The organism is Rathayibacter sp. AY1C2, assembly GCF_002931195.1.
GTDB lineage: Bacteria > Actinomycetota > Actinomycetes > Actinomycetales > Microbacteriaceae > Rathayibacter.
In genome coordinates, this window is the sequence record NZ_PSWG01000028.1 from 1 (window position 1) to 23,888 (window position 23,888).

Sequence of the window (23,888 nt, forward strand, 5' to 3'; positions counted from 1 at the left end):
CCGCGATCACCCAGGAGACCCTGAGCGTCTCGGGCATCCTCCTGGCCAAGAGCTTCGGCCGCCAGGAGTCGGAGGTGACGCGCTACGCCGACGAGAACGGCCGCCAGATCGAGCTCCAGGTGCGGCAGCAGATGTCCGGCCAGTGGTTCTTCGCGATGGTGCAGATCTTCCTCTCCGTCATCCCCGTGATCGTGTACCTCGTGGCCGCCTGGCTGATCCTCGGCGGCACCACCGTCACCGCCGGGACCGTCGTGGCCTTCACCACCGTGCAGGCGCGCCTGATGTGGCCGCTCCTGGGCCTGATGCGCGTCGCGCTCGACCTGCAGACGGCCGGAGCGCTGTTCGCTCGCATCTTCGAGTACCTGGACCTGCGCCCGGCGATCACGGACCGGGCCGATGCACGCGAGGTCTCGGGCGAGCTCGGCCGGGTCGAGCTCGACGACGTCGTGTTCCGCTACCCCGACCAGGCGGAGGACGCGCGCCCGACGCTCGACCACGTCTCGGTCGCCATAGAGCCGGGCCAGTTCGTCGCCTTCGTCGGTCCCTCCGGCGCGGGCAAGACCACCATCTCGTACCTCGTCCCGCGCCTCTACGACGTGGCCGGGGGAGCGGTGCGCTTCGCCGGCACCGACGTGCGCGAGCTGCGGCAGGAGTCGCTCGTCTCGCACATCGGCATCGTCAGCCAGGAGACCTACCTCTTCCACGCGACGATCGGCGACAACCTCCGCTACGCCCGCCCGGACGCGACGCAGGAGGAGCTGGAGGCGGCCGCCCGCGCCGCGAACATCCACGCGACGATCACGTCGTTCCCCGACGGCTACGACACACTGGTCGGCGAGCGCGGCTACCGGCTCTCCGGAGGCGAGAAGCAGCGGCTCGCGATCGCGCGCGTCCTGCTGAAGGACCCGGCGGTCCTCATCCTCGACGAGGCGACCAGCGCCCTCGACACCGTCTCGGAGCGGATCGTCCAGACCGCGCTCGACGACGCCGCCCGCGGCCGCACCACGATCGCGATCGCCCACCGGCTCTCGACCATCGTGTCGGCCGACGTCATCCACGTCGTCGAGGGCGGCCGGATCGTCGAATCGGGCACCCACCGCGAGCTGCTCGGCCTCGGCGGCCTCTACGCCTCGCTCTACGCGCAGCAGACGGAGTCGGCCCTCCAGGGCTGAGCCGCGGATCGGCGGCCGGACTTTGCGGGGCTACTCGCGGCCGACGCCGTCTGAGTCGCCGGGCCCCGTGCACGGCGTCGGCGGAGAGAACGTGCCCCTCCCCGGTGGGGGAGGCGCACCACTCTCAGCCGATGTCGTGCGCGCCGGAAGCGGTCACTCCGCCGGGCGGTCCTCGAGCATCTGCTCCATCAGCGAGATCTCGGCCTCCTGGGCCTTCACGACGGAGGAGGCGAAGTCGGTGGCGACCGTCACGCGGCTCCGGGCGAGCAGCGCCTCGGCCATGTCGATCGCGCCGCGGTGGTGGGCGATCATCAGCTCGAGGAACATCCGGTCGAAGTCGCGGCTCGACGCGCTGCTGAGGGCGGTGATCTGGTCCGGTGTCGCGAGACCGGGCATGCTCGCGGGCACGACGCCGTCCTCGGTCCCCATCCCCATCGACGAGTGCTCGTCGGCGGCTCCGGCCAGGGTCGGCCGGCCCATCCAGGTCATCGAGGGCTCCGGAGCAGCCTGCGGCAGGCCCCACGAGTTCAGCCAGCCGAAGAGCTGCCCGGCCTGCTGCTGCTGGGTGAGCAGGATGTCCTTCGAGACAGTGAGGACCTCGTCGTCGGCGCTGCGCTCGCGGGCGATCATCGCCAGCTCGGCGCCCTGCAGGTGGTGCACCTGCATGTCGCGCGCGAAGCCCGCTTCGGCGCTGGCGCTCGAGGGCGTCGCGGCGGAGGCGAACGGGGCGAGCGCGCCGAAGAGGTAGCCGCCGGCCGCCCCGAGGAGGAGCGCGACCACGGCGACCGCGGCGACGAGGATCCGGCCCCTACTGCTTGCCGGGCGCATCGATCCCTCCGGTGCAGGGGGCGCCGGGCTCCGGAGCGCTCGAGGACTGCCAGAACCGCTCGACGAAGGCGTCGATGCGGGGGTCCTCCGGCGAGTCGATCGCGACCTGGGCGTCCCAGGCGCTCAGCACGATGGGCGACTCGAGGCCCTCGTAGGGCGAGACGACGGAGTAGGTGTCGGGCATCGCGGCGATCAGCGCGTCGACCTCGCTCTGCGGGAGCTCGGGGTCGTAGGTGGCCCAGACGGCGCCGTGCTCGAGGTCGTGCACCGCGTTCTCGTTCGGGACGGGCTCGTCGTAGACGCCGCAGTTCATCCACACGGCGTTGTGCGGGCCGCCCGCCGGCGGGGTCTGCGGGTAGTCGACGGCGCCGGCGACGTGGGTGGCGTCGTTGTCGAAGGTCTGCAGGCCGTCGATCTCGCGCGCCTCGACGATCTGCTGGTTCCCGAAGACGGTGACCGCGACGATCCCGCCGACCGCGAGGACGGCCAGGGCCGACAGCGACCAGATCCAGATGCGGGAGCCGCGCTTGCGGCGGTCCTGCTCGCGCTTGTAGGCCTCGAGCTTCTCCTGTCGGGCGCGGTTCTTGGCGGACATCGTGTCTTTGGCCACGGCGGCGTCTCTCGTTCTGAGGGCGGAAAGCGCCTGGGGCGGGCGCAGGCGCCTGAGAGGCGCTCTCAGAGGATAACGAGCGAGGCTTCGGATCGGATCAATGCGCGGTCAGGGGGGATCTCGGGACGCCCGAAGAGCGGGCCGCTCGATCAGCGGGATGCCCAACGGGCCCGCTCGATCCGCAGGATGCGCCGCCGCTCCGCTCAAGGGGCGAAGGTGAGCCAGAGCAGCAGGCCGTTCAGGACTATGAGGAAGACGGCGGCCAGGGCGGCGGCGAGGGTGGTGAACCAGCGGTTCGTCTGGTCGCCCATCAGGCGGCGGTCGCGCGTCAGGATCACGAGCGGCACGAGCGCGAAGGGGATGCCGAACGACAGGACCACCTGGCTGAGCACCAGCGCGCGCGTCGGGTCGAAGCCGATCGCGAGCACCAGGAGCGCCGGGATCAGCGTGACGAGACGACGGGCGACGAGCGGCACCCGCACCTGGAGCAGACCGTGCATGATCTCGGCTCCCGCGTACGCGCCGACCGAGGTCGAGGCGAGGCCGGAGGCGAGCAGGCCGACGGCGAACAGGGTCGCGACCACCGGTCCGAGCGCCGCTCCGATGGCCGCGTGGGCGCCCTCGAGGCTGTCGGTCCCGGCGACTCCCGCGAGGGAGTGCGCGGCGAGGAGCAGGATCGCGAGGTTCACGGTGCCGGCGATGGCGAGCGCGATCGTCACGTCGATCCGGGTGGCGACCAGGATCCTCCGGCGCGCGCCGACGCCCTCGACGTGGCCGAAGCGGTCGCGGGCGAGCGCGGAGTGGGCGTAGATCGCGTGGGGCATGACGGTCGCGCCGAGGATCGAGGCGGCGAGCAGCACCGACTCCGAGCCCTCGAAGCGCGGCACGAGACCGGCGACGGTCGCGCCCGCGTCCGGCGGATCGACGACCACGCCGACCGTGAAGCCGACGGCGATCAGCACCATCAGCGCCGTGATCACCCGCTCGAACGGCTGCGCCCCGCCCCGCGTCTGCACGAGCAGCAGCACCAGCGAGACCGCGCCGGTGACCACGCCGCCGGCCAGCAGCGGCAGTCCGAAGAGCAGGTTCAGCGCGATCGCGCCGCCGATCACCTCGGCCAGGTCGGTCGCCATCGCGACCGTCTCGGCCTGCAGCCAGTAGGCCCGGCGGCCCCAGCGGCCGCGCAGGCGGTCGCCGAGCAGCTCGGGGAGGCTGCGGCCGGTCATCAGGCCGAGCTTCGCCGAGAGGTACTGGATGAGCCAGGCCATCAGGTTGCCGAGCACCACCACCCAGACCAGGAGGTAGCCGAACCGGGCGCCGGCCGTCATGTTGCTGGCGACGTTGCCCGGGTCGAGGTAGGCGACTCCGGCGACCAGCGCCGGGCCGAGCAGGCGGAGGAGGTGGATGTCGGCCGGACGCCGCGGCGGTGCGGCGATCGGTGAGGTCATTCGGGGTCCGTTCCGGGTCGACGGCGGCGCTCGCGGACCCCCACGATAGGGCACCGGCGCGACCGGCGGCACTCCCCTCCCGAGACCGCTCCCTGTGCCTCCGCCCACCCCCGTCACACGCCCGCAGCCGGTTGCTACGCTGGCGGGATGAGCCTGGATCGCGCCCTTCCCGCACGCCCGGAGACCGGGATGGCCTACGCCGATTCGGTGCTCGACCTCATCGGCGACACCCCGCTGGTGAAGCTGGGCCCGGTCGCGGCGGGCGTCCAGGCGACCGTGCTGGTCAAGGTCGAGTACCTGAACCCCGGCGGCTCGTCGAAGGACCGCATCGCGACCCGCATCATCGACGCCGCCGAGCGCGACGGGCTGCTGAAGCCCGGCGGCACCATCGTGGAGCCGACCAGCGGCAACACCGGCATCGGCCTCGCCCTCGTCGCGCAGCAGCGCGGCTACCGCTGCGTGTTCGTTCTGCCGGACAAGGTGGGGGAGGACAAGCGCAACGTCCTCACCGCCTACGGGGCCGAGATCGTCGTGACGCCGACGGCTGTCGCTCCGGAGGACCCCGCCTCCTACTACTCCGTCTCGGACCGCCTCGCCCGCGAGATCCCCGGCGCCTTCAAGCCCAACCAGTACGCGAACCTCAACGGACCGCTCAGCCACTACGAGACCACGGGCCCCGAGATCTGGCGCGACACCGCCGGCCGGCTCACCCACTTCGTCGCGGGAGTCGGCACGGGCGGCACCATCAGCGGCGTCGGCCGCTACCTCAAGGAGGTGTCGGAGGGCCGCGTGCAGATCGTCGGCGCCGACCCCGAGGGCTCCGTCTACTCGGGCGGCGGCGGTCGCCCGTACCTGACCGAGGGCGTCGGCGAGGACTTCTGGCCGAGCGCGTACGACCCGAGCGTCGTCGACCGGATCATCGCCTCCAGCGACGCCGAGTCGTTCGCGATGACCCGCCGCCTCGCCCGCGAGGAGGGGCTGCTCGTCGGCGGATCGAGCGGGCTCGCCGTCTCCGTCGCGCTCAAGGCCGCCGCCGGTCTCGGGCCGGACGACGTCGTCGTCGTGCTCCTGCCGGACGGCGGGCGCGGCTACCTCGGCAAGATCTTCAACGACCGCTGGATGCGCTCCTACGGCTTCCTCGAGATGCGCGACGAGGGCACCGTCCGCGACGTGCTCCGCGCGAGGGCGGCGAGCGGGCAGGCCGACCTCCCGGCGCTCGTGCACGCGCACCCGACCGACACGATCCGCGACGCGATCGGCATCATGACCGAGTACGGCGTCTCGCAGCTCCCGGTGCTGACCGCCGAGCCGCCGGTCGTGATGGGCGAGGTCGTCGGAGCCGTCGACGAGCGCGAGCTGCTCGACCGCGTCTTCGCCGGATCCGCCTCGATGAACGACCCGCTCGGCGACTGCGTGGGCGACGCGCTCGCGCTGATCGGGCTCGGCGAGAGCATCACCGCCGCCCGCGCCGCGCTTACCGAGCACAGCGCCCTCCTCGTCACCGACGAGGGCAAGCCCGTCGCGGTGATCACCCGACAGGACCTCCTCACCTACGCCACGGCCTGACGGCCGCCGCCTCCGCACCTCCGACCCAGGGAGCCCGCACCATGCCCAAGAAGCAGCACTTCGACACCCGCGCCATCCACGCCGGCCAGGAGTTCGATCCGACCACCGGGGCGGTCGTGCCGCCCGTCTACATGACCTCCACGTTCGTCCAGGACGGCATCGGCGGTCTCCGGGGCGGCTACGAGTACGCCCGCTCGGCGAACCCGACGCGCGACTCGCTCCAGGAGCTCATCGCCTCGCTCGAGGGCGCGGACGTCGCCTACTCCTTCTCCTCCGGCCTCGCCGCCGAGGACACCCTTCTGCGCGCCGCCCTCGCGCCCGGCGACCACGTCGTCCTGGGCAACGACGCGTACGGCGGCAGCCACCGCCTGATCGACCGGGTGCACAGCGCCTGGGGCGTGCGCAACACGGCCGTCGACATGTCGAACCTCCGCGAGGTGCAGCGGGCGATCGTCCCCGGCGAGACGAAGATGCTCTGGGTCGAGACCCCGTCGAACCCGCTGATGACCATCAGCGACATCGCCGAGCTCGCCGACCTGGCCCACGCGCACGACCTGATCGTCGTCGTCGACAACACCTTCGCCTCCTCCGCCCTGCAGCAGCCGCTGGCCCTCGGTGCCGACGTGGTCGTGCACTCGACCACGAAGTACCTCGGCGGCCACTCGGACGTCGTCGGCGGCGCGCTCGCCCTGCGCTCGGGGCCGCTGGCCGAGAAGATCGCGTTCCTGCAGTTCGCGGTCGGAGCGATCTCGGGCCCGATGGACGCATGGCTCACGGTCCGCGGCATCAAGACCCTCGGGGTGCGGATGGAGCGCCACTCCGTCAACGCGCAGGCGGTCGCCGAGTTCCTCGTCGAGCACCCGGCGGTGACGGCCGTGCACTACCCGGGCCTGCCCTCGCACCCCGGCCACGAGCTGGCGAAGCGCCAGATGTCGCGGTTCGGCGGGATGCTCTCGCTCGAGCTCGCGACGCCGCGCGCCGCCCGGAAGTTCGCCGAGTCGACCGAGCTGTTCCAGCTCGCGGAGTCACTGGGCGGCGTCGAGTCGCTGATCGGCTACCCGAGCGAGATGACGCACGCGTCGGTGAAGGGCACGCCGCTGGAGGTCTCGGAGTCGCTGGTGCGCCTCTCGGTGGGCCTCGAGGACTCGTCCGACCTGATCGCGGACCTGTCGGCGGCGCTGCCGAAGAAGTAGAGGCGGGAACGCCGCCCCGCGGGGCGGCATCTCGATGGTGCGCCCGATCCGGCCCCTGCCAGGATCGGGCGCATGACCTCCTCGCGCCGCTTCGTCGACCTCAGCCACACCGTCGCGGACGGGCTGGTGACCTACCCGGGCCTGCCCGCTCCGCGCATCCGGCCGCACCTCACGCGTGAGGCGTCCCGCGCCTCCTACGCGCCCGGCACCGAGTTCGCGATGGACGTCATCGAGATGATCGGGAACACGGGCACCTACCTCGACAGCCCGTTCCACCGCTACGAGGGCGGAGCCGATCTCGCCGCTCTCCGCCTCGAGACGCTGGTCGATCTGCCTGCCGTCGTGGTCGACGCGACCGGAGCCACCGGACGGGGCATCAGTGCGGACGCGGTCGCGGGACTCGACGTCCGCGGCGCCGCCGTCCTTCTCCGCACCGGCTGGGACGCGCACTTCGCCACGCCCCGGTACGGCAGGGGCGCTCCCTTCCTCAGCGGCGTGGCGGCGGAGGCGCTCGTCGCCGCCGGCGCGGTGCTGGTCGGCATCGACTCGGTGAACATCGACGACACGGAGTCGGGCGGATCGCGGCCCGCGCACTCGGCCCTCCTCGCCGCGGGAGTGCACGTCGTCGAGCACCTCACCGGCCTCGGCGGGCTGCCGGCGACAGGGGCGCGCTTCACCGCCGTGCCGCCGAAGGTGCGGGGCTTCGGGACCTTCCCGGTGCGGGCCTTCGCGGTCGTCGACGAGTCCTGACCGGCGCAGGGCCCCCGGGCGCCTCCGGCTAACCTGGACCGATGCATCCCGCTCTCGCCGCCGTCGGCCGGCGCGTCCGGCCCCGCACGCGCCTCGCGGCGCTGGGCCGTCGTGTCCGCCCCCGCACGCGGCTGCGCTCCGCGGCCCGGGTCGTCCGCTCCGCCCCTCAGCGCCTCTCGGAGCGCCGCGCCGCCGTGATCGCCGCCCGGCCGATCGACCACCCCTCGCCCGCGCTCCGGCGCGAGCTGCTGCTGCTCGACCTGGCCAACCGCTTCTCCCGCCGCTCCGCGGTCGATCCGGCGGGCGAGGTCGTGGTGACGATGACCACGCACGGCGAGCGGCTGCAGCGGGTCCACGTGGCGCTCGAGTCCATCGCCCGCGGCGACGCCCGGCCCGCGCGCCTGGTGCTCTGGCTCGACGACCCGGCCCTGCACGCCGACCTGCCCGCGCCGCTGCGACGCCTCCGCCGCCGCGGCGTCGAGATCCGCCTGGTCGACGGCTACCGCGTGCACACGAAGTACTACCCGCACCTGCTCTCGGGCCGGGCGGGGGAGCGCGACCTCGTCACCTCCGACGACGACATCGTGTACCCGCGCACCTGGCTGAGGGGCCTGCTCGACGCCCGCTCGCGCTACCCACGCGAGACCGTGCTCTGCTACCGCGCCCACCGGGTGGGGATCGTCGACGGCGCCGTGGCTCCGTACACGAGCTGGACGCCGGTCGCCGACACGCGCGCGTCGACCGATGTCTTCGGCACCTCCGTCTCCGGGCAGCTGCTGCCCGCCCCGCTCCTCGGCGAGATCGCCGCGCACGGGGAGGCGTTCCGCGAGATCGCCCCGGACGCCGACGACATCTGGCTGCACGTGCGCGCGGTCGACGCCGGTTACCGGATCGCGCAGATCGAGCCCCGGGCCCAGCTGTTCCCGTTCGTGCCGCGCACGCAGCAGTCCGGGCTCTACCTCGTCAACTACTGGGACGGCGGCAATGACCGCCAGGCCCGCGTGGCCTACACGCCCGAGGTGACGGCGCGGATCGCGGCGGACGCCTCCGCGAGAGGGGAGGTGCGCTGATGCGCCTGCTGTTCGTGAGCAACCTCTATCCGCCCCAGGTGCTCGGCGGATACGAGATGACCTGTGCGCGCGTCGCGGAGGCGATGGCGGCCCGCGGCCACACCGTGCGCGTGCTGACCACGCCGACCTACCTGCCGCCGGAGCCCTCGGGCGTCGAGGTGCACCGCACGTTGAGCCTGCGCACCTACTTCCCGCTGCCGCAGACCGGCGGCGAGATCGCTCAGCTGCTGCACCACGAGAGCGCCGTCTCGCGGTTCGAGAACACCCGCATCCTGCTCGAGGAGCTGCGCGACTTCGCGCCGACCCACGTGGTGGCCTTCAACCTGCTCGGGATCGGCGGCCTCGCGCTGATCGACCTGCTGCGGGCGGTGGAGGCCCCGTGGATGTGGAACCTCGGCGACCGCATCCCGAACGCCCTGGTCGACGGGCTGCCCGAGCGCGTGCTCCGCGTCTACGGCGCTCACGCCCCCGACCACTTCGACCGCGGCGAGATCGTCGCGGTCAGCCGCTCCCTCGTCGACGCGATCGAGGCCGGCGGGCTGAGCCTGGGCGAGGTCGAGGTGATCGGGCGCGGAGTGTCGGTTCCTCCCGACACCGCGGAGCCGCGGCGCTACCGCGAGGGCGGGACCACCCGGTTCACGTTCGCCGCGTCGCTCGGCGAGCACAAGGGCGTCGGGCTGGTGCTGGAGGCGGCGGCGTCTCTCGCGGAGGAGACCCGCGACTTCCGCGTGGACCTCTACGGCGACGGAGATGTCGACGGCTGGCGCGCCCGGGCGGACGAGGCGGGCCTGGCCGGCCTGGTCGAGTTCCACGGAGCGACGCCGCACGCCGAGGTGCTCGCCGCGCACGGCCGCGCCGACGCGTTCCTCTTCCCGACCTGGGCCGGAGAGGCGTTCGGCGTCGCGCCGGTCGAAGCGGCCGCGGCGGGCGCCGTGCCGATCGTGACGGCGGCCAGCGGAGTCGCGGAGTTCCTCATCGACGGCGTCGACTGCATCAAGATCACCCGCTCCGCCCCGACGCTCCTCGAGGCGATGCGGGACGTGGCGAGCGGGGCGGTGGACCTCGAGGCGCTCGGTCGGCGGGGCCGGGCCGCGGCGCGCGGACCGCTCTCGTTCGAGCGCTCCGTCGAGCTGATCGAGGCCTCGCTCGAGCGCCGCTCCCGGCCGGGCCTCGCCGACCGCCTCGCCGACACCACCCTCGAGGCCGACATCATGGACAAGGATCTGCGGGCGATGGACGTGTTCCACCGCCGCTTCTCCGGACGGGACCACGACGATGACCACTGACCACGACTTCCTCCAGGACCCCGGCTCCGCGCCCACCCGGCTCGGCCGCGGCGGCGTCGTGCTCCGCGACGCGGTGCACCGGCTGGTCGCCCCCTGGTTCGAGCAGGCGCGGCTGCGCACGGAGGAGCTGCGCGCCGAGACGGCGGCCCTGCGCGACGAGGTGGCCGGGCTCCGCGGCGAGCTGAGCGCGGTGCAGGGCGACGTCTCCGTGCTGCGCGACGAGTCGGCGGGCCTCCGGGAGGCGCTGGACGAGCTCAGCGCGTCGGTCGCGGCCGACCGCGCCTCGTCCGAGGCGGCGGATGCGGCGGCCGCCGAGCAGGCCGCCGACACCGCGGCGGCTCTCGACGAGCGCGTCCGCGGGGTCGAGCTCGAACTGCGGGCGGTCACCCGGCGCCTCGCGGAGGCGCTCGACCGCTGAGGCGGCGAGGCCCGGTCCTCGCGGCGATCAGGCGGGGACCGCCGTCCGCGCGAGCAGCTCGGCGATACGACCGGTGCAGCCGCCGCAGCCCGTGCCGGCGCGGGTCGCCCGCCCGACGCAGGCGACCGTCCCGTGTCCCGCCGCAGCCGCATCGGTGATCACCGCCGCCGTCACGCCGTTGCACCAGCAGACCGTGGCATCGGGGGCGAACGGATCGCCGGTCGCCGCGGCGCCCGCATCCGGGGCGTCCAGACGCAGGAGGCTCGACCGGTCCGCCGGCAGCTCCGAGCCCCGCTCGAAGAGGAGGCTGAGCTCGGCGCCGACCCGGGGCAGACCCACCGAGACGAACCCGCGCAGCACTCCTCCTGCGGTCACGAGCTTGGCGTAGCCGCCGCGGGCGGGGTCAGCCCACAGCGTCACCTCGAGGTGCTCCTCGCCCGGGCGGTGCGGGTCCCACGGCTCCGGGGCCACGTCGCCTCCTGCCACGAGGTCGACGCCCTCGGCCTTCAGCATCACGACCGCCGGTCGGGCGTCGGGGACGCGCTCCTCGCCGCAGCGGCCCTCCGCCTCCGCCCGGATCCGCGCTGCGAGCCGGTCCGCCTGCTCCCATCCCGGACCGATCAGTCCGCTCGGTCCGCCGGGCACGCGGCCGTCGGGCAGGGCCGAGCCGCGGGGGGCGACGTGCGCGCAGTCGCCGATCGCGAAGACGTCCGGGTCGCTCCAGCTGCGCAGCTGCTCATCGACCAGGATCCCGGTCGAGACGGCGAGCTCCGCGCCCGCGGCCAGCTCGACCCGCGCACCGACACCGCACGAGAGCACCAGCAGATCCCCCTCGATCTGCTTGCCGTCAGCGCAGACGAGCGCCTGGAAGTGCGCACGGCCGCGGTCGTCGTGCGCGAGCAGGACGCTCTCGGACCGGGCGTGCGCCACCATCTCGACGCCGGCCGCGCGGGCGGCCGCGCCCAGCATCCGGCCCCCGCCCGTGTCGAGATTGCGGGCCATCGGGATGTCGCCGTGGAAGACCACCACCACCTGGGCGCCCTGCTCGGCGGCCGCGAGGGCGAACTCGATCCCGAGCACTCCCGCCCCGAGCACGACGAGGCGCGCGCCGGAGCGCACGGACTCGCGGACCACCCGGGCGTCGGCCAGGTCGCGCAGCGCCACCACCCGCTCCGGGAGGGGCCGGGAGCCCGCGTCGAGCGACTCCGGATCGGCGGCGCGCACCGTCCGCTCGCGTCGGGACCGCTCCATCCCGGCGAGGGTCGGCACGTTCGCCCGGGCGCCGGTGGCCAGGACGAGGCGGTCGTAGGGCAGCCGCTCGCCGTCGTGCAGCCGCACGACGTTCCGCGCGCGGTCGATCCCCACGACGGCCGCTCCCAGGCGCAGGACGACGCCCGCCGCCTCCGCCGCCGTCCGGTCGCCGAGGTCGAGGCGCTCGCGGGTCGCCCGGCCGACGGCGTACTCCGCGAGCAGGACACGGTTGTACGGGTCGTCGCTCTCGGCGCCGACCACCGTCAGCGCGACCAGACCGGCCCGCACGGCCGGCAGCAGCTCCTCGACGAAGCGCGAGCCGACGGGGCCATAGCCGATCAGGACGATCCGCTCGGGAGGTGTCTCAGGCATGTGCCGTCCCTTCCGCGCGGACCCAGACCCGCGTGCGCTTGAACTCGGGCATCGACGACACCGGGTCCACGACGGCCTCGGTGAGGAGGTTCGCGCACTGCTCACCCGCGTAGTGGAAGGGCAGGAACACCGTGTCGTGGCGGATGTCCGCGGTGACGCTCGCGCGGGCGCGGACCACGCCGCGCGCGTTCCCGATCGCCACAGGTGCTCCGTCGCGGACGCCGAGCCGGGAGGCGGTCGCCGGGTGGATCTCGAGTCGAGCCTCGGGGCGGGCCGCATCGAGCTCCGCGACCCGCCGGGTCTGGGTGCCCGACTGGTACTGCTGGAGGTAGCGGCCGGTCACGAGGGTCAGCTCCTCGCCGCGGTCCACGACGTCAGGGACGGCGGGGATGACGGCGACCAGGCGCGCCCGGCCGTCGGGGTGCCCGAAGCGCTCAGCGAAGAGGCGCGGCGTCCCCGTGCCGCCCGCGGGGTAGGGCCAGTGGGCGGCGATCCCGGTGTCGAGCAGGGCGTGCGAGAGGCCGGAGTAGTCGGCCACGCCTCCCGCGGACGCGCGGGCCAGCTCGTCGAACACCTCCGAGGGGACCGCCGACCAGCTCGAGGGGGCGTCGAGACGGCGCGCCAGCTCGCTCATGATCCAGAGCTCGCTGCGCACTCCCGCCGGCGGGTCGATCGCCCGGCGGCGGCGGAGCACCCGGCCCTCGAGCGAGGTCATCGTGCCCTCCTCCTCCGCCCACTGCGGCACCGGGAGCACCACATCGGCCAGCGCGGCGGTCTCGGAGAGGAAGAAGTCGCAGACGACCAGCGTGTCCAGGGCCTCGAGCCCGGCGCGGACGGCGTCGGCGTCCGGAGCCGAGACGACCACGTTGGAGCCGTGCACCAGCAGGCAGTGCACGGAGCGTCCGAGCTCGGCGAGCAGGGCGGTGGCGGGCAGGCCCGGGCCGGGGATCGATTCGGGCGTCACGTCCCAGACGGCGGCGACGTGGCGCCGCGCCTCCGGATCGCGGATGGAGCGGTACCCCGGGAGCTGATCGGCCTTCTGGCCGTGCTCGCGTCCGCCCTGGCCGTTGCCCTGACCGGTGAGCGTGCCGTACCCCGACCCCTCGCGGCCCACCAGGCCGAGCACGAGAGCGAGGTTGATCGCGGCGGTCGCGGTGTCGGTGCCGTCGACGTGCTGCTCGACCCCGCGGCCGGTCAGCACGAACGACCGCCCCGCGGCGAGCCGGCGCGCGAGGGAGCGGAGGAGCGTGGTCGGCACGCCCGTGACCGCGGACGTGCGCTCCGGCCACCACGCCGAGACGCTGCGGCGCACCGCCTCGGCGCCGGTCGTGCGCGCGGCGAGGTAGGCGGTGTCGGCGAGGCCCTCGGCGAAGACCAGGTGGGTCAGCCCGAGCAGGAGCGGCAGATCCGTCCCCGGGGCGGGCTGCAGATGCGTGCCGGCGCCTTCCTCCGTCAGCCGCACGGTGGCCGAGCGGCGCGGGTCGACGACCACCAGGCCGCCCCGCGAGCGGGCACCGGCGAAGTGGGCGAGAAGCGGCGGCATCGTCGCGGCGACGTTCGAGCCCAGGAGCAGAATCGTGTCGGCGTCGTCGAGGTCGGACACCGGGAACGGCAGTCCGCGATCGACGCCGAAGGCGCGGTTGCCGGCCGCCGCGGCCGAGGACATGCAGAAGCGGCCGTTGTAGTCGATCCGGGAGGTGCCGAGAGCGATCCGAGCGAACTTCCCGAGCTGGTAGGCCTTCTCGTTGGTGAGGCCCCCGCCGCCGAAGACGGCCACCGCGTCGGCGCCGTGCCGCTCCCGGACGCCGCGCACCGCCCCGGCGACCGCGTCGAGCGCCTCCTCCCACGACGCCTCCGCGAGGACGCCGTCGGCGCCGCGCAGCAGCGGGGAGACCAGGCGCTGTCCGCTCGCCAGCAGCTCGGCGGAGGTCCAGCCCTTGGCGCAGAGCCCGCCCCGGTTCGTCGGGAACTCCCTCCCCTCGACCGCCACGGGTACGGGGCCCGCCGCGGGTGTCAGCGTCATCGCGCACTGCAGGGCGCAGTACGGGCAGTGGGAGTCGGTCGGGGCGGGGGCGCTCATCGTCAGATCCGGGTCCCCGTCTTCGCGGCGAGGCGGAGGTAGACGCCGGCCGTGATCGCGAGCATCACCGCGTAGGCGCCGACGAACCAGCCCAGCGCCGTGGTGTAGTCGCCGAACTCGGTCTTGGAGAAGCCGAGCAGCTGGGGGATCACGAAGCCGCCGTAGGCGCCGATCGCCGAGATCAGGCCGAGCGCCGCGGCGGACGTGCGCTGGGCGCCGATGCCGTCGTCGCCGCGCTGGCGGGCGCGGAGGGCGAACACCGTGGGGATCATGCGGTAGGTCGCGCCGTTGCCGATGCCGGCCGCCGAGAAGAGCACGAGGAAGCAGGCGAGGAAGAGCCAGAAGCTGCCGAGCGGCAGTGTCGCGATCACGCCGAGGATCCCGGCGCCCATGGCGACGAAGGCGAGGACCGTGACAGGCGCTCCGCCGAAGCGGTCGGCCAGACGGCCGCCGGAGGGGCGGGACAGCGAGCCCACCAGGGAGCCGAGGAACGCGAGGCCGACCGTCGCCGAGCCGACGGCGAAGCCGGAGAACTCGGGGAAGGTGTCGGCGATGAGCTTCGGGAACACGCCGGCGAATCCGATGAAGGACCCGAAGGTGCCGATGTAGAGCACGGCCAGCAGCCAGAGGTGCGGCTCGCGGAGCGCGGCGAGGGAGGCGGCGACGTCGGACTTCGCGGTCGAGAGGTTGTCCATGCGCTTGGCGGCGCCGATCATCGCCACGACGATCAGGGGGACCCAGAGGAAGCCGGCGATCGGCAGGTTCAGCGTGGCCGCGGCGCCGACGGTGATCGCGATCGGCACGACGAGCTGCGCGACGGAGGCGCCCAGGTTGCCGCCCGCGGCGTTGAGCCCCAGAGCCCAGCCCTTCTGCGCGTGCGGGTAGAAGAAGGTGATGTTCGCCATCGAGCTGGCGAAGTTGCCGCCGCCGAAGCCGGCGAGCGCGGCCACCAGGAGCATGACGCCGAACGGGGTCTCCGGATTCGAGACCGCGATGCCGAGTCCGACGCTCGGGATCAGCAGGAGGCCCGCCGACACGATCGTCCAGTTGCGGCCGCCGAAGCGGGGGACCATGAACGTGTACGGGATCCGCAGGGTGGCGCCGACGAGGCTCGGCATCGAGATGAGCCAGAAGATCTGCCCGGTGTCGAAGGCGAACCCGGCCGCCGGCAGCGAGACGACGACGACCGACCAGAGCTGCCAGACGACGAAGCCGAGGAACTCGGCGAAGATCGACCACCTCAGATTGCGAGCGGCGACGGAGCGTCCCTCCGCCTCCCACTGGGCGGGGTCCTCGGGGTTCCAGCCGTCGATCCAGCGGCCCGGCCGTCGGATGATGCCGGTGGATGTGGCGGCGGTCGTGGGGACGGTGGTCGGGGGTGCAGCAGTCATCGTGGTCCTCCGGAGGGTGGGCGGCGCGCGCGAGGGCGCGCTCGGGACGGGGAGGTGGAGCGGTGGTGGTGCGGGGAGGAGGCGTCAGGCGTTGCGCCCGAACAGCTCCGAGACGATGTCGACCAGCTCGCGGGCGGGCGGATCGACGGCGGTGAGGAGGGGAGCGGAGGCGAGGTCGGCCCCCGCGGAGGCGGCCAGGCCGGCGAAGTAGCCGGGCGCGAGCAGGTAGGTGGCGACCACGACGCGCGCGCCGGGGTGGGCGGCGCGCTCGGCGGCGACCGCCTCCGCGATCCGCGGCTCGGCGGCCGAGATGAACGAGGTGCTCACCTCGCGGCCGAGCTCGGCGGCGAGGAGGCGGCCGGTGGTCCAGCAGTCCGCGACGGCACCGGCGTCGCTCGAGCCGGCAGCGGCGAGCACGACGCGGTCGCCGTCGTCGAGCCCTGCCTCGTGGAGCCGGCGGGCGAGCACGCGCGCCAGGCGGGGATCGGGTCCGAGCGCGCCCGAGACCCGCACCGGCCGCTCCGCCTCCGCCGCGGCCTCGGCCAGGTCGACGTGCACGTGGTAGCCGGCCGAGAGCAGCAGCGGCACGACCACCGCCGGCCGGCCCGGCTCGAGAGAGCCCAGGGTCGCGGGGACGTCGGGCTGCTGCACGTCGACGAAGGAGTCGAGCACGTCCAGCGCCGGGTTGGCCCGGCGGACCGCCTCGACCAGCGCGGCGACGGCACGCCTCCCGTCGTCGTCGGAGGTCCCGTGGGATGCGGCGACCAGAGCGGTCCGCTGAGCGACCTCGATCGTGCCGTCGCTCTCGCGCACCTGCCAGGTGGCGAGGTGCAGCTCCGCTCGTGTGAAGCAGGCGCCGGTCTCGAGGTCGAAGACGTCCTTGTGCAGGGGCGAGGCGATCGTGGGCCGCTGCACCCCGTCGACCAGACGCGAGCCGACGATGCCGCGCGAGAGCACGGCCGCGCCGGTCGCGGGGTCGAGGTTCGAGACGGCCCGCACCCGCCCGTCGGGCAGGAGGAACAGGGCGAGCTGCACACCGCCGACCAGGGCGGCCTCGCCCCAGAGCGGCTCGAGGTCGCCGACGGCGCAGACCGGCACCCAGGTGGTGGCGGTCGCGGGGGCGAGCCGATCGAGGAGGGTCATCGCTGCGCCTTCTTCCTGCGGGTGGGCCACCGCATCCGGTCGGACGCGATGAGGCAACGGTAGGGATCGCGCGTTTCGTGCGAGCACGCCTTCGGTGTCACGGGCGTAACGAAGCCCTCACGGCCTGCGGCGCTCGCCGAGAGGCGCGCGTCACACGCTGTTACACCGGGGCAACGGCGGGGAAACGGGCCGTCCCTACGGTGGACGTCATGACTCCTGGAGCGAACCCCGCCGCCCGGCCCCGACGCGTGCTCGTCGTCGGAGCGGGACCCGCCGCGCACCGCCTGGTCGACGCGCTCGTCGCCCGGGCCGGCGACCAGGCGCTGGAGATCACCGTCCTCGGCGAGGAGGTGCACCGTCCCTACGACCGCGTCGCACTCTCGAAGCGCCTCGACGGCGAGCACGACCTGACTCTGGGCGACGGCGCTCTGTGGGAGTCGGCGCGGCTGATCACCTCCTCCCGTGTCGTCGCGATCGATCCCGACCGCCTGCGCGTCGAGCTCGCGGACGGCCGCTCCCTCGAGGGCGACGAGATCGTCCTGGCGACGGGCTCCTCCGCCACGGTCCCGCCGATCGAGGGCGCCGAGCACGGCCGCGTCTACCGCACGCTCGAGGACGTGGACGGGCTCGTCGCCGAGCTCGCCGCGTTCCGCGCCCGGCGCGGACGCCCCGCGATCGTGGTCGTGGTCGGCGGCGGTCTGCTCGGCCTCGAGGCGGCGGGAGGCGCGCACCGGCTCGGTGCGCGCACCGCCCTCGTCCACTCCGGCCGCTGGCTGATGAGCGCGCAGCTCGACGAGGGCGCCGGGCAGGCCCTCGGCCGCATCATCTCGGCGCAGGGGATCGCGCTGCACCTCGGCAACCGGCCCACCGCGATCCTCACCTCGCCGACGGGGACGGTGCTCGGAGTCGCGCTGACCGACGGCAGCAGCATCAGCGCCGATCTCGTGGTCTTCTCCATCGGGATCACGGCGCGCGACGAGCTCGCCCGAGCGGTCGGGATCGAGGTCGCACCGCGCGGAGGCGTGGTCGTCGACGAGGCCTGCCGCACCAGCAGGGCGGGAGTCTGGGCCATCGGCGAGGTCGCCGCGATCGCCGGCCGCACGGTCGGGCTCGTCGCACCCGCCAACGCGATGGCGGAGGTGGTCGCCGACCGGATCCTCGGCGGCGACGCGACCTTCCCGGGGGTCGACGACGCCACCAAGCTCAAGCTCTCGGGCGTGGAGGTCGCCAGCTTCGGCGACGCCCTCGGCACCACGGAGGGAGCGCTCGAGGTCGTCTACGCCGATCCGGCCCGCGGTCTCTACCAGAAGGTCGTCGTCTCGGACGATGCGCGCACGCTGCTCGGCGGGATGTTCGTCGGCGACGCGGGCCCCTACTCCTCCCTCCGCCCGCTGCTGGGGCGCGAGCTGCCGGCCGAGCCCGGCGCCTACCTCGCGGCGGCGGGGGCGGAGGCGCCCTCGGGCGACCTTCCGGACGACGCCCAGGTCTGCTCGTGCAACAACGTCTCGGTCGGCGAGGTCCGCCACGCGATCGGCGAGGGGTGCACCGAGCTGGGGCCGCTCAAGGCCTGCACCCGCGCGGGCACCCAGTGCGGATCGTGCGTGCCCCTGGTGAAGAAGCTGCTCGACACGGAGCTGATCCGTGCGGGCGTCGAGGTCTCCCGCGCCCTCTGCGAGCACGTGGCGCTCAGCCGCAGCGAGCTGTTCGAGTCGGTCCGCATCCTCGGGCTGCACTCGGCCGAGCAGGTGATGGAGCGCTTCGGCTCCGGGCTGGGCTGCGACGTCTGCAAGCCGGTGATCGCCTCCGTCCTCGCCACCCAGACGAACGCCTACATCCTCGACGGCGGCCAGGCGCCGCTGCAGGACACCAACGACCGCGCCCTGGCCAACATGCAGAAGGACGGCACCTACTCCGTCGTCCCGCGGATCCCCGGGGGCGAGATCACGCCGGCGAAGCTCAAGGTGATCGCCGAGGTCGCCGAGCAGTACGGCCTCTACACGAAGATCACCGGCGGGCAGCGGATCGACATGTTCGGCGCCCGCCTCGAGCAGCTGCCCGAGATCTGGCGCCTCCTCGTCGACGCCGGCTTCGAGTCGGGTCAGGCGTACGGCAAGTCGCTGCGCACGGTCAAGTCGTGCGTCGGATCGACCTGGTGCCGCTTCGGAGTCCAGGACGCGGTCGGGATGGCGGTCTTCCTCGAGGAGCGGTACCGGGGTCTCCGCTCGCCGCACAAGTTCAAGCTCGGGGTCAGCGGCTGCGCCCGCGAGTGCGCCGAGGCGCGGGGGAAGGACATCGGCGTCATCGCGAGCGACCTCGGCTGGAACCTCTACGTCGGCGGCAACGGCGGCTACCAGCCGGCGCACGCCCAGCTGCTCGCGCAGGACCTCGACGACGAGACCCTGGTGCGCTACATCGACCGCTACGTCATGTACTACGTGCGGACGGCCGAGCGGCTCCAGCGGACCGCACGCTGGCAGGAGGAGCTCCCCGGCGGACTCGAGCACGTGCGCGAGGTGGTCTGCGAGGACTCGCTCGGCATCGCCGCCGAGCTGGAGGCCGCCATGGCCACGCACGTCGACACCTACGTCGACGAGTGGGCGGCGACCCTCGCCGATCCCGACCGGCTCCGCCGCTTCCGCTCCTTCGTGAACGCCCCGGACACCGCGGATCCGCGCGTCGCGACCGTGCGCGAGCGCGGGCAGGTCCGGCCCGCCGGCCGGGACGAGAGACCGGACGGACCCGTGCTGGTCGCGGGGCCGAGGATCCCCGTCGGTCCGGCCGGGATCGGATCGGACTCGTGATGCAGCTCTCCCTCGACCTCGCCGGACGCCGCGTGCTCGTGATCGGCACCGCCTCCGGGACCCGCCGCGTGCTCGCCCGCTACCGAGCCGCCGGCGCACTCGTCGAGCGGCACGAGGCGGAGGACGCGCTCACCCCGGCGCCCCCGGCCCTGATCGTGTGGGTGGAGGGGCCGGCGCCGCTCCGAGCAGCGGCGGCCGAGCTCTGCCCCTGGATCGTCGACGAGGCCCCCGCGCCGACCCGGCCGGTCGGGCACGTCAGCATCGTCGGCGGCGGCCCCGGCGATCCGGATCTGATGACCCTCGCCGCCCGCCGCGCCCTCCGCAACGCGGACGTGGTGCTCTACGACCGGCTCGGTCCGCACGAGGGCCTGGCCGAGTGGGCGCCCGGCGCCGAGCTGATCGACGTCGGCAAGACGCCGGGTCATCATGCGGTGCCGCAGCACGAGATCGAGCGGCTGATGATCGAGCGGGCCCTCGCGGGTCTGGACGTCGTGCGCCTGAAGGGCGGCGATCCGTTCGTGTTCGGCCGCGGGTCGGAGGAGGTGCGCGCGTGCCGGCTCGCCGGCGTCGGCTCCACGGTCGTCCCCGGAGTGACCAGCGCGATCTCGGTGCCCGCCGCCGCCGGGATCCCGGTCACCCACCGCGAGGTCAGCAGGGCCTTCACCGTGGTCTCGGGCCATGCGCCGTTCAGCGAGCAGGAGCTCGGCCATCTGGCCGGGCTGGGCGGGACGATCGTGGTGCTGATGGGCGTGAACACCCTCCCGCACCTCGTCGCCGGGCTGCAGCGCGCCGGGATGCGCGCCGACACGCCCCTCGCGATCGTCGAGCGGGGCTGGTCGCGCGACCAGCGCACGACGGTCTCGTCGGTCGGCGGAGTGCTCGGCCTGCTCGCCGAGCTGGCACCGCGCTCGCCCGCCGTGATCGTCATCGGCGAGGTGGTCCGGCAGGCCGCGTGCCATGATGCGGGGGACCCCGAGAGCATCGCCCGAGCGGTCGATGCACTGACCGCGTGAGACCCCGAGGGGGCCGAGCATGACCGGCACCGATCCCGACACCGCCGTGGGGTTCCGACCCGACCAGCTGGACGGCTTCCGCATCGGGGTCACCTCCGACCGCCGCTCCGAGGACCTGATCGCCGCGTTCGAGCGCCGCGGTGCCGCCGTCACGCACGCCCCCACCATCCGCATGCGCGGCGTCGACACCGAGGGCGCGCTCGAGGAGGAGACCCGCGCCATCGTCGCCGCCCGTCCCGACGTGCTCCTCGCCACCACCTCCTACGGCCTGCGGCGCTGGCTCGAGGCCGCGGACGCCGCGGGGATCGAGCTGGCCGACGCGCTGTCCTCCGCGCGGATCCTCGTCCGGGGACCCAAGGCGCGCGGAGCGATCCGTGCGGCGGGTCTCGACGACCACGGGATGAGCGAGCGCGAGACGACCACCTCCCTCGTCGACCTGGCCCTGCGCGAGGGCGTCGCCGGCCGCACGATCGCGGTGCAGCTGCACGGATTCACCGACCCGGCTCAGCTGCAGCGTCTCCGCGACGCCGGCGCCCGGGTGCTCACGGCCGCGCCCTACCGCTGGAGCGTGCACGAGGACTCCGCCCGGGTGCTGCGGCTGATCGACGCGGTCTGCGGAGGGGGCATCGACGCCGTCACCTTCACCAGCGCGCCGGCGGTGGAGGCGCTCTTCACGGTCGCGGAGGCCGCGGGCCGCCTCGACGACCTCCAGGCGGCCTTCCGCGAGACGGTGGTCGCCGCCGCCGTGGGCCCCGTGACCGCAGCACCCCTGGTCGAGGCAGGGATCCTCCCGGTCGTGCCGGACCGGTTCCGGATGGGCGCGCTCATCCGCCTGACCTGCGAGCACCTCGAGCAGGCGTCGCCCCGCATCGAGACGGCCTTCGGCACTCTCGAGCTCCGAGGCCGGCACGCGGTCCTGGCCGGGACCCGGGTGGCGCTGACCCCGGTCGCGCTCGCGCTGTTCCGGACTCTCGTCGCCGCCGAGGGCGCGACCGTCGCGCGTCACGTCCTCGCGGCCTCCGCGCCGGAGGCTCTCGACGACCACGCGGTCGACGTCGCTGTCAGCCGCCTCCGTCAGGCCCTCCCCGAACCGCGGCTCGTGGCGACGGTGATCAAGCGCGGCTACCGGCTCGCGACCCCGCTCTGAGCGGCGGCGCGGTGCCACACTGAGCGCGTGGGCAGGCTGAGGGTCGTCGTCGCGCCCGACTCCTTCAAGGGGTCGGCGAGCGCGGTCGAGGTCGCGCGGGCGATCGCCGAGGGCTGGAGCGCTGCGCGCCCGGGGGACGAGATCGTCCTCGCGCCGATGGCCGACGGAGGAGAGGGCACGGTCGAGGCCTTCGCACTCGCGGTCCCGGGGTCGCTTCGGCGGCCGGTCATCGTCCCCGGCCCGGACGACCGGCCGGTCCGCGCCTGGTGGCTGCTGCTCCCCGACGGGACAGCCGTCGTCGAGCTCGCCTCCACGAGCGGCATCACGCTGCTCGACCCGCTCCGACCGCTCACCGCGCACACGCGCGGCTTCGGCCGCGCGATCGCCGCCGCCCTCGACGCGGGGGCGCACGCCCTGCTGCTGGCGATCGGCGGCAGCGCCTCGACCGACGGCGGAGTCGGAGCGCTCCGCGAGCTCGGCGCACGCTTCTCCACCGCCTCCGGCCGCGACCTCGGCGAGGGAGGCGGTGCGCTGCCCGCGATCGCCGCCGCCGACCTCCGCGCGCTGCGTCCTCTGCCGCCCGGAGGTGCGGTCGTGCTCAGCGACGTCGCGACCCCGCTGCTCGGCGACTCCGGGGCGGCCCGCGTCTTCGGACCGCAGAAGGGGGCCGGCCCCGAGGACGTCCTCCTCCTCGAGAGCGGCCTCCGCCGTCTCGCCACGCACCTGGACGCGGATCCCGATGCGCCGGGCTCCGGGGCGGCTGGCGGGACGGGCTTCGGGCTGCTCGCCTGGGGCGCGCGTACGACCTCCGGCGCCGGCGCCGTCGGACGGGCGATCGGGCTCCCGGCGCTCCTCGCGGGCGCGGACGTCGTCATCACGGGGGAGGGGCGCTTCGACGCGCAGTCCGCCGCCGGCAAGGTCCCGGTGCACGTCCTCGCGCTCGCCGAGGCGGCCGGGGCGCGGACGCTCCTCGTCGCCGGGGCGATCGCGGCGCCGACTCCCGGCTTCACCGCTGCGGTGTCGCTGACGGAGGCGGCGGGCTCCTCGTCCGCGGCCCTCGCGGACCCGTTCCCGCACCTGCGCGCCGTCGCCCGGGAGTGGGCCGCGCAGCTCTTCTGACCGTTCGCGGTGTCGGTGGTCGGGCGTACCGTCCGGGCATGCCCCGAGATGCGATCCGACCACCACATCTTGTGGTCGAGCCGCCGCGCGGACCCCACCGGTCGGGCATGCCGACACGCCGTGGCGCGTTGTACACAGTGAACGGGATCCTTCTGTCCACACCTGTGGATGGTTCGTCCGGATCCGCGTCCTTCCGCGGTTCCACGGGCTCCGGCCTGTGGATGAACGGGGAGGAACCGGTGGATAACTACACGGCTGTAACTACTACGTCTAGTGGGCTGACACCGGCCCGCCCCCTATATGTAGTATTGCTGAGCAGGTCGGAGCGAGAGCCCCACCGGCACCCAGAACTCACCCGGACCACCCTCCGACCCCGCCCGCATCGCGAGCCGCCGGTCGGGGAGCGGCACCGGGACACCCCCTCCGAAAGGCGACACCCATGGCTGTGACGGTCTACACCAAGCCCTCCTGCGTCCAGTGCACCGCGACGTACCGCGCCCTCGACAGCAAGGGCATCGACTACGAGGTGTTCGACCTCTCCGTGGACGAGAAGGCCCTCGAGGCCGTCAAGGCCCTCGGCTACCTCCAGGCGCCGGTCGTCATCACGGACGACGACCACTGGTCCGGCTTCCGCCCCGACAAGATCGCGACCCTCTGAGGCGCACGGACGGCGATCCGCGGCGTCGTCGGCGGGCGCCGTAGCGCCGCTGCGGCATCCTCCTCCGCCTTGCGACTCACCGCGCAGCCGCCTCGGAGGCGGGACCGAGAACAGCAGCTGACGGGGAGAGGGGCCGGAGGATGAGCGGGCTCGTGTACTTCTCCAGCAGCTCGGGGAACACGCACCGGTTCATCGAGAAGCTCGGACGGCCGGCGCAGCGCATCCCGCTCCACGCCCGCCGCGACGGAGCCGCCCTCGACACGCTCCACGTCCACGAGCCGTACGTGCTCGTCCTCCCCACCTACGGCGGCGGCAACGGCGGAGGAGCGGTCCCCAAGCAGGTCATCCGGTTCCTCAACGATCCGTGCAACCGCTCCCTGATCCGCGGCGTCATCGGCGCCGGCAACACGAACTTCGGCGAGGCGTACTGCCTCGCCGGCGACATCATCGCCCGCAAGTGCGAGGTGCCGCACCTCTATCGATTCGAAGTATTCGGAACACCCGACGACGTCCGCGCCGTCGACGAAGGATTGGACACGTTTTGGACGCAGCAGTGATCGACGCTCCCCGCG

Annotated in this window: 20 protein-coding genes; 13 read left to right on the top strand and 7 right to left on the bottom strand. The window is 73.9% G+C overall.

Going from position 1 to position 23,888, the window contains the following annotated elements:
- Positions 1–1,172: ABC transporter ATP-binding protein (locus C5C55_RS15040; protein ID WP_104234471.1), on the top strand; the 1,172-nt coding region annotated here is incomplete at its 5' end.
- 153 nt (positions 1,173–1,325) lie between these two features.
- Here C5C55_RS15040 and C5C55_RS15045 read toward each other — a convergent pair.
- The 3 genes from C5C55_RS15045 to C5C55_RS15055 all read right to left on the bottom strand — a co-directional run bounded on the left by C5C55_RS15045 (position 1,326) and on the right by C5C55_RS15055 (position 4,058).
- A complete protein-coding gene (locus C5C55_RS15045) occupies positions 1,326–2,000 on the bottom strand; it encodes a DUF305 domain-containing protein (RefSeq protein ID WP_104234472.1) in 675 nt (224 codons plus the stop codon).
- The gene (locus C5C55_RS15050; RefSeq protein WP_258062955.1) at positions 1,981–2,610 is read right to left on the bottom strand and encodes a DUF3105 domain-containing protein; all 630 of its coding nucleotides are present in this window, start codon (positions 2,608–2,610) and stop codon (positions 1,981–1,983) included. The genes C5C55_RS15045 and C5C55_RS15050 overlap by 20 nt, the downstream gene beginning before the upstream one ends.
- Positions 2,611–2,813: 203 nt before the next feature.
- The gene (locus tag C5C55_RS15055) at positions 2,814–4,058 is read right to left on the bottom strand and encodes an Nramp family divalent metal transporter (RefSeq protein ID WP_104227179.1); all 1,245 of its coding nucleotides are present in this window, start codon (positions 4,056–4,058) and stop codon (positions 2,814–2,816) included.
- Positions 4,059–4,247: 189 nt separating this feature from the next.
- Between C5C55_RS15055 and C5C55_RS15060 the strand changes: the two genes are divergently transcribed.
- From C5C55_RS15060 to C5C55_RS15085, 6 genes are all read left to right on the top strand, one after another.
- Entirely contained in the window at positions 4,248–5,624 is a 1,377-nt protein-coding gene (locus tag C5C55_RS15060; protein WP_104234473.1) for a cystathionine beta-synthase, read from the top strand.
- 41 nt (positions 5,625–5,665) lie between these two features.
- On the top strand, positions 5,666–6,817 hold the full coding sequence (locus C5C55_RS15065; protein ID WP_104224345.1) for a cystathionine gamma-synthase: 1,152 nt from the start codon (positions 5,666–5,668) through the stop codon (positions 6,815–6,817).
- A 72-nt stretch (positions 6,818–6,889) separates the two neighbouring features.
- Positions 6,890–7,567, top strand: coding sequence for a cyclase family protein (locus C5C55_RS15070; protein ID WP_104234474.1), 678 nt, complete (start codon positions 6,890–6,892; stop codon positions 7,565–7,567).
- 41 nt (positions 7,568–7,608) lie between these two features.
- Positions 7,609–8,637 carry a glycosyltransferase gene (locus C5C55_RS15075; protein WP_104234475.1) on the top strand — a complete coding sequence of 343 codons (1,029 nt, stop codon included), beginning with the start codon at positions 7,609–7,611 and terminating at the stop codon, positions 8,635–8,637.
- Positions 8,637–9,923 carry a glycosyltransferase gene (locus tag C5C55_RS15080; RefSeq protein ID WP_104234476.1) on the top strand — a complete coding sequence of 429 codons (1,287 nt, stop codon included), beginning with the start codon at positions 8,637–8,639 and terminating at the stop codon, positions 9,921–9,923. Before C5C55_RS15075 ends, C5C55_RS15080 begins: the two co-directional genes overlap by 1 nt.
- Complete coding sequence (locus C5C55_RS15085; protein WP_104234477.1) at positions 9,913–10,341, top strand: hypothetical protein; 429 nt, start codon at positions 9,913–9,915, stop codon at positions 10,339–10,341. The genes C5C55_RS15080 and C5C55_RS15085 overlap by 11 nt, the downstream gene beginning before the upstream one ends.
- 27 nt (positions 10,342–10,368) lie before the next feature.
- Here the strand turns inward: C5C55_RS15085 and C5C55_RS15090 are convergent, their stop codons facing one another.
- The 4 genes from C5C55_RS15090 to nirD all read right to left on the bottom strand — a co-directional run bounded on the left by C5C55_RS15090 (position 10,369) and on the right by nirD (position 16,578).
- The gene (locus C5C55_RS15090) at positions 10,369–11,964 is read right to left on the bottom strand and encodes an NAD(P)/FAD-dependent oxidoreductase (protein ID WP_104234478.1); all 1,596 of its coding nucleotides are present in this window, start codon (positions 11,962–11,964) and stop codon (positions 10,369–10,371) included.
- On the bottom strand, positions 11,957–14,044 hold the full coding sequence (locus C5C55_RS15095) for a molybdopterin oxidoreductase family protein (protein ID WP_104234479.1): 2,088 nt from the start codon (positions 14,042–14,044) through the stop codon (positions 11,957–11,959). The genes C5C55_RS15090 and C5C55_RS15095 overlap by 8 nt, the downstream gene beginning before the upstream one ends.
- 2 nt (positions 14,045–14,046) lie before the next feature.
- Entirely contained in the window at positions 14,047–15,435 is a 1,389-nt protein-coding gene (locus tag C5C55_RS15100; protein ID WP_104224352.1) for an MFS transporter, read from the bottom strand.
- 84 nt (positions 15,436–15,519) lie between these two features.
- Positions 15,520–16,578, bottom strand: coding sequence for a nitrite reductase small subunit NirD (gene nirD, locus C5C55_RS15105; RefSeq protein ID WP_104224353.1), 1,059 nt, complete (start codon positions 16,576–16,578; stop codon positions 15,520–15,522).
- A 209-nt stretch (positions 16,579–16,787) separates the two neighbouring features.
- Between nirD and nirB the strand changes: the two genes are divergently transcribed.
- The 6 genes from nirB to nrdI all read left to right on the top strand — a co-directional run bounded on the left by nirB (position 16,788) and on the right by nrdI (position 23,873).
- Positions 16,788–19,379: a nitrite reductase large subunit NirB gene (gene nirB / locus C5C55_RS15110; protein WP_104224354.1), complete on the top strand. Its 2,592-nt coding sequence runs from the start codon at positions 16,788–16,790 to the stop codon at positions 19,377–19,379.
- Positions 19,379–20,392, top strand: coding sequence for a uroporphyrinogen-III C-methyltransferase (gene cobA / locus C5C55_RS15115; protein WP_104234482.1), 1,014 nt, complete (start codon positions 19,379–19,381; stop codon positions 20,390–20,392). Before nirB ends, cobA begins: the two co-directional genes overlap by 1 nt.
- A gap of 19 nt (positions 20,393–20,411) precedes the next feature.
- Positions 20,412–21,539, top strand: coding sequence for a uroporphyrinogen-III synthase (locus tag C5C55_RS15120; protein WP_104234480.1), 1,128 nt, complete (start codon positions 20,412–20,414; stop codon positions 21,537–21,539).
- 36 nt (positions 21,540–21,575) lie between these two features.
- Positions 21,576–22,658 carry a glycerate kinase gene (locus tag C5C55_RS15125; protein ID WP_104234483.1) on the top strand — a complete coding sequence of 361 codons (1,083 nt, stop codon included), beginning with the start codon at positions 21,576–21,578 and terminating at the stop codon, positions 22,656–22,658.
- A 439-nt stretch (positions 22,659–23,097) separates the two neighbouring features.
- Positions 23,098–23,316, top strand: a complete 219-nt coding sequence (gene nrdH / locus C5C55_RS15130) for a glutaredoxin-like protein NrdH (protein WP_068255139.1) — start codon at positions 23,098–23,100, stop codon at positions 23,314–23,316.
- Between the two features lie 140 nt (positions 23,317–23,456).
- Positions 23,457–23,873, top strand: a complete 417-nt coding sequence (gene nrdI, locus C5C55_RS15135; RefSeq protein ID WP_104224357.1) for a class Ib ribonucleoside-diphosphate reductase assembly flavoprotein NrdI — start codon at positions 23,457–23,459, stop codon at positions 23,871–23,873.
- The last annotated feature ends 15 nt before the right edge of the window (positions 23,874–23,888 follow it).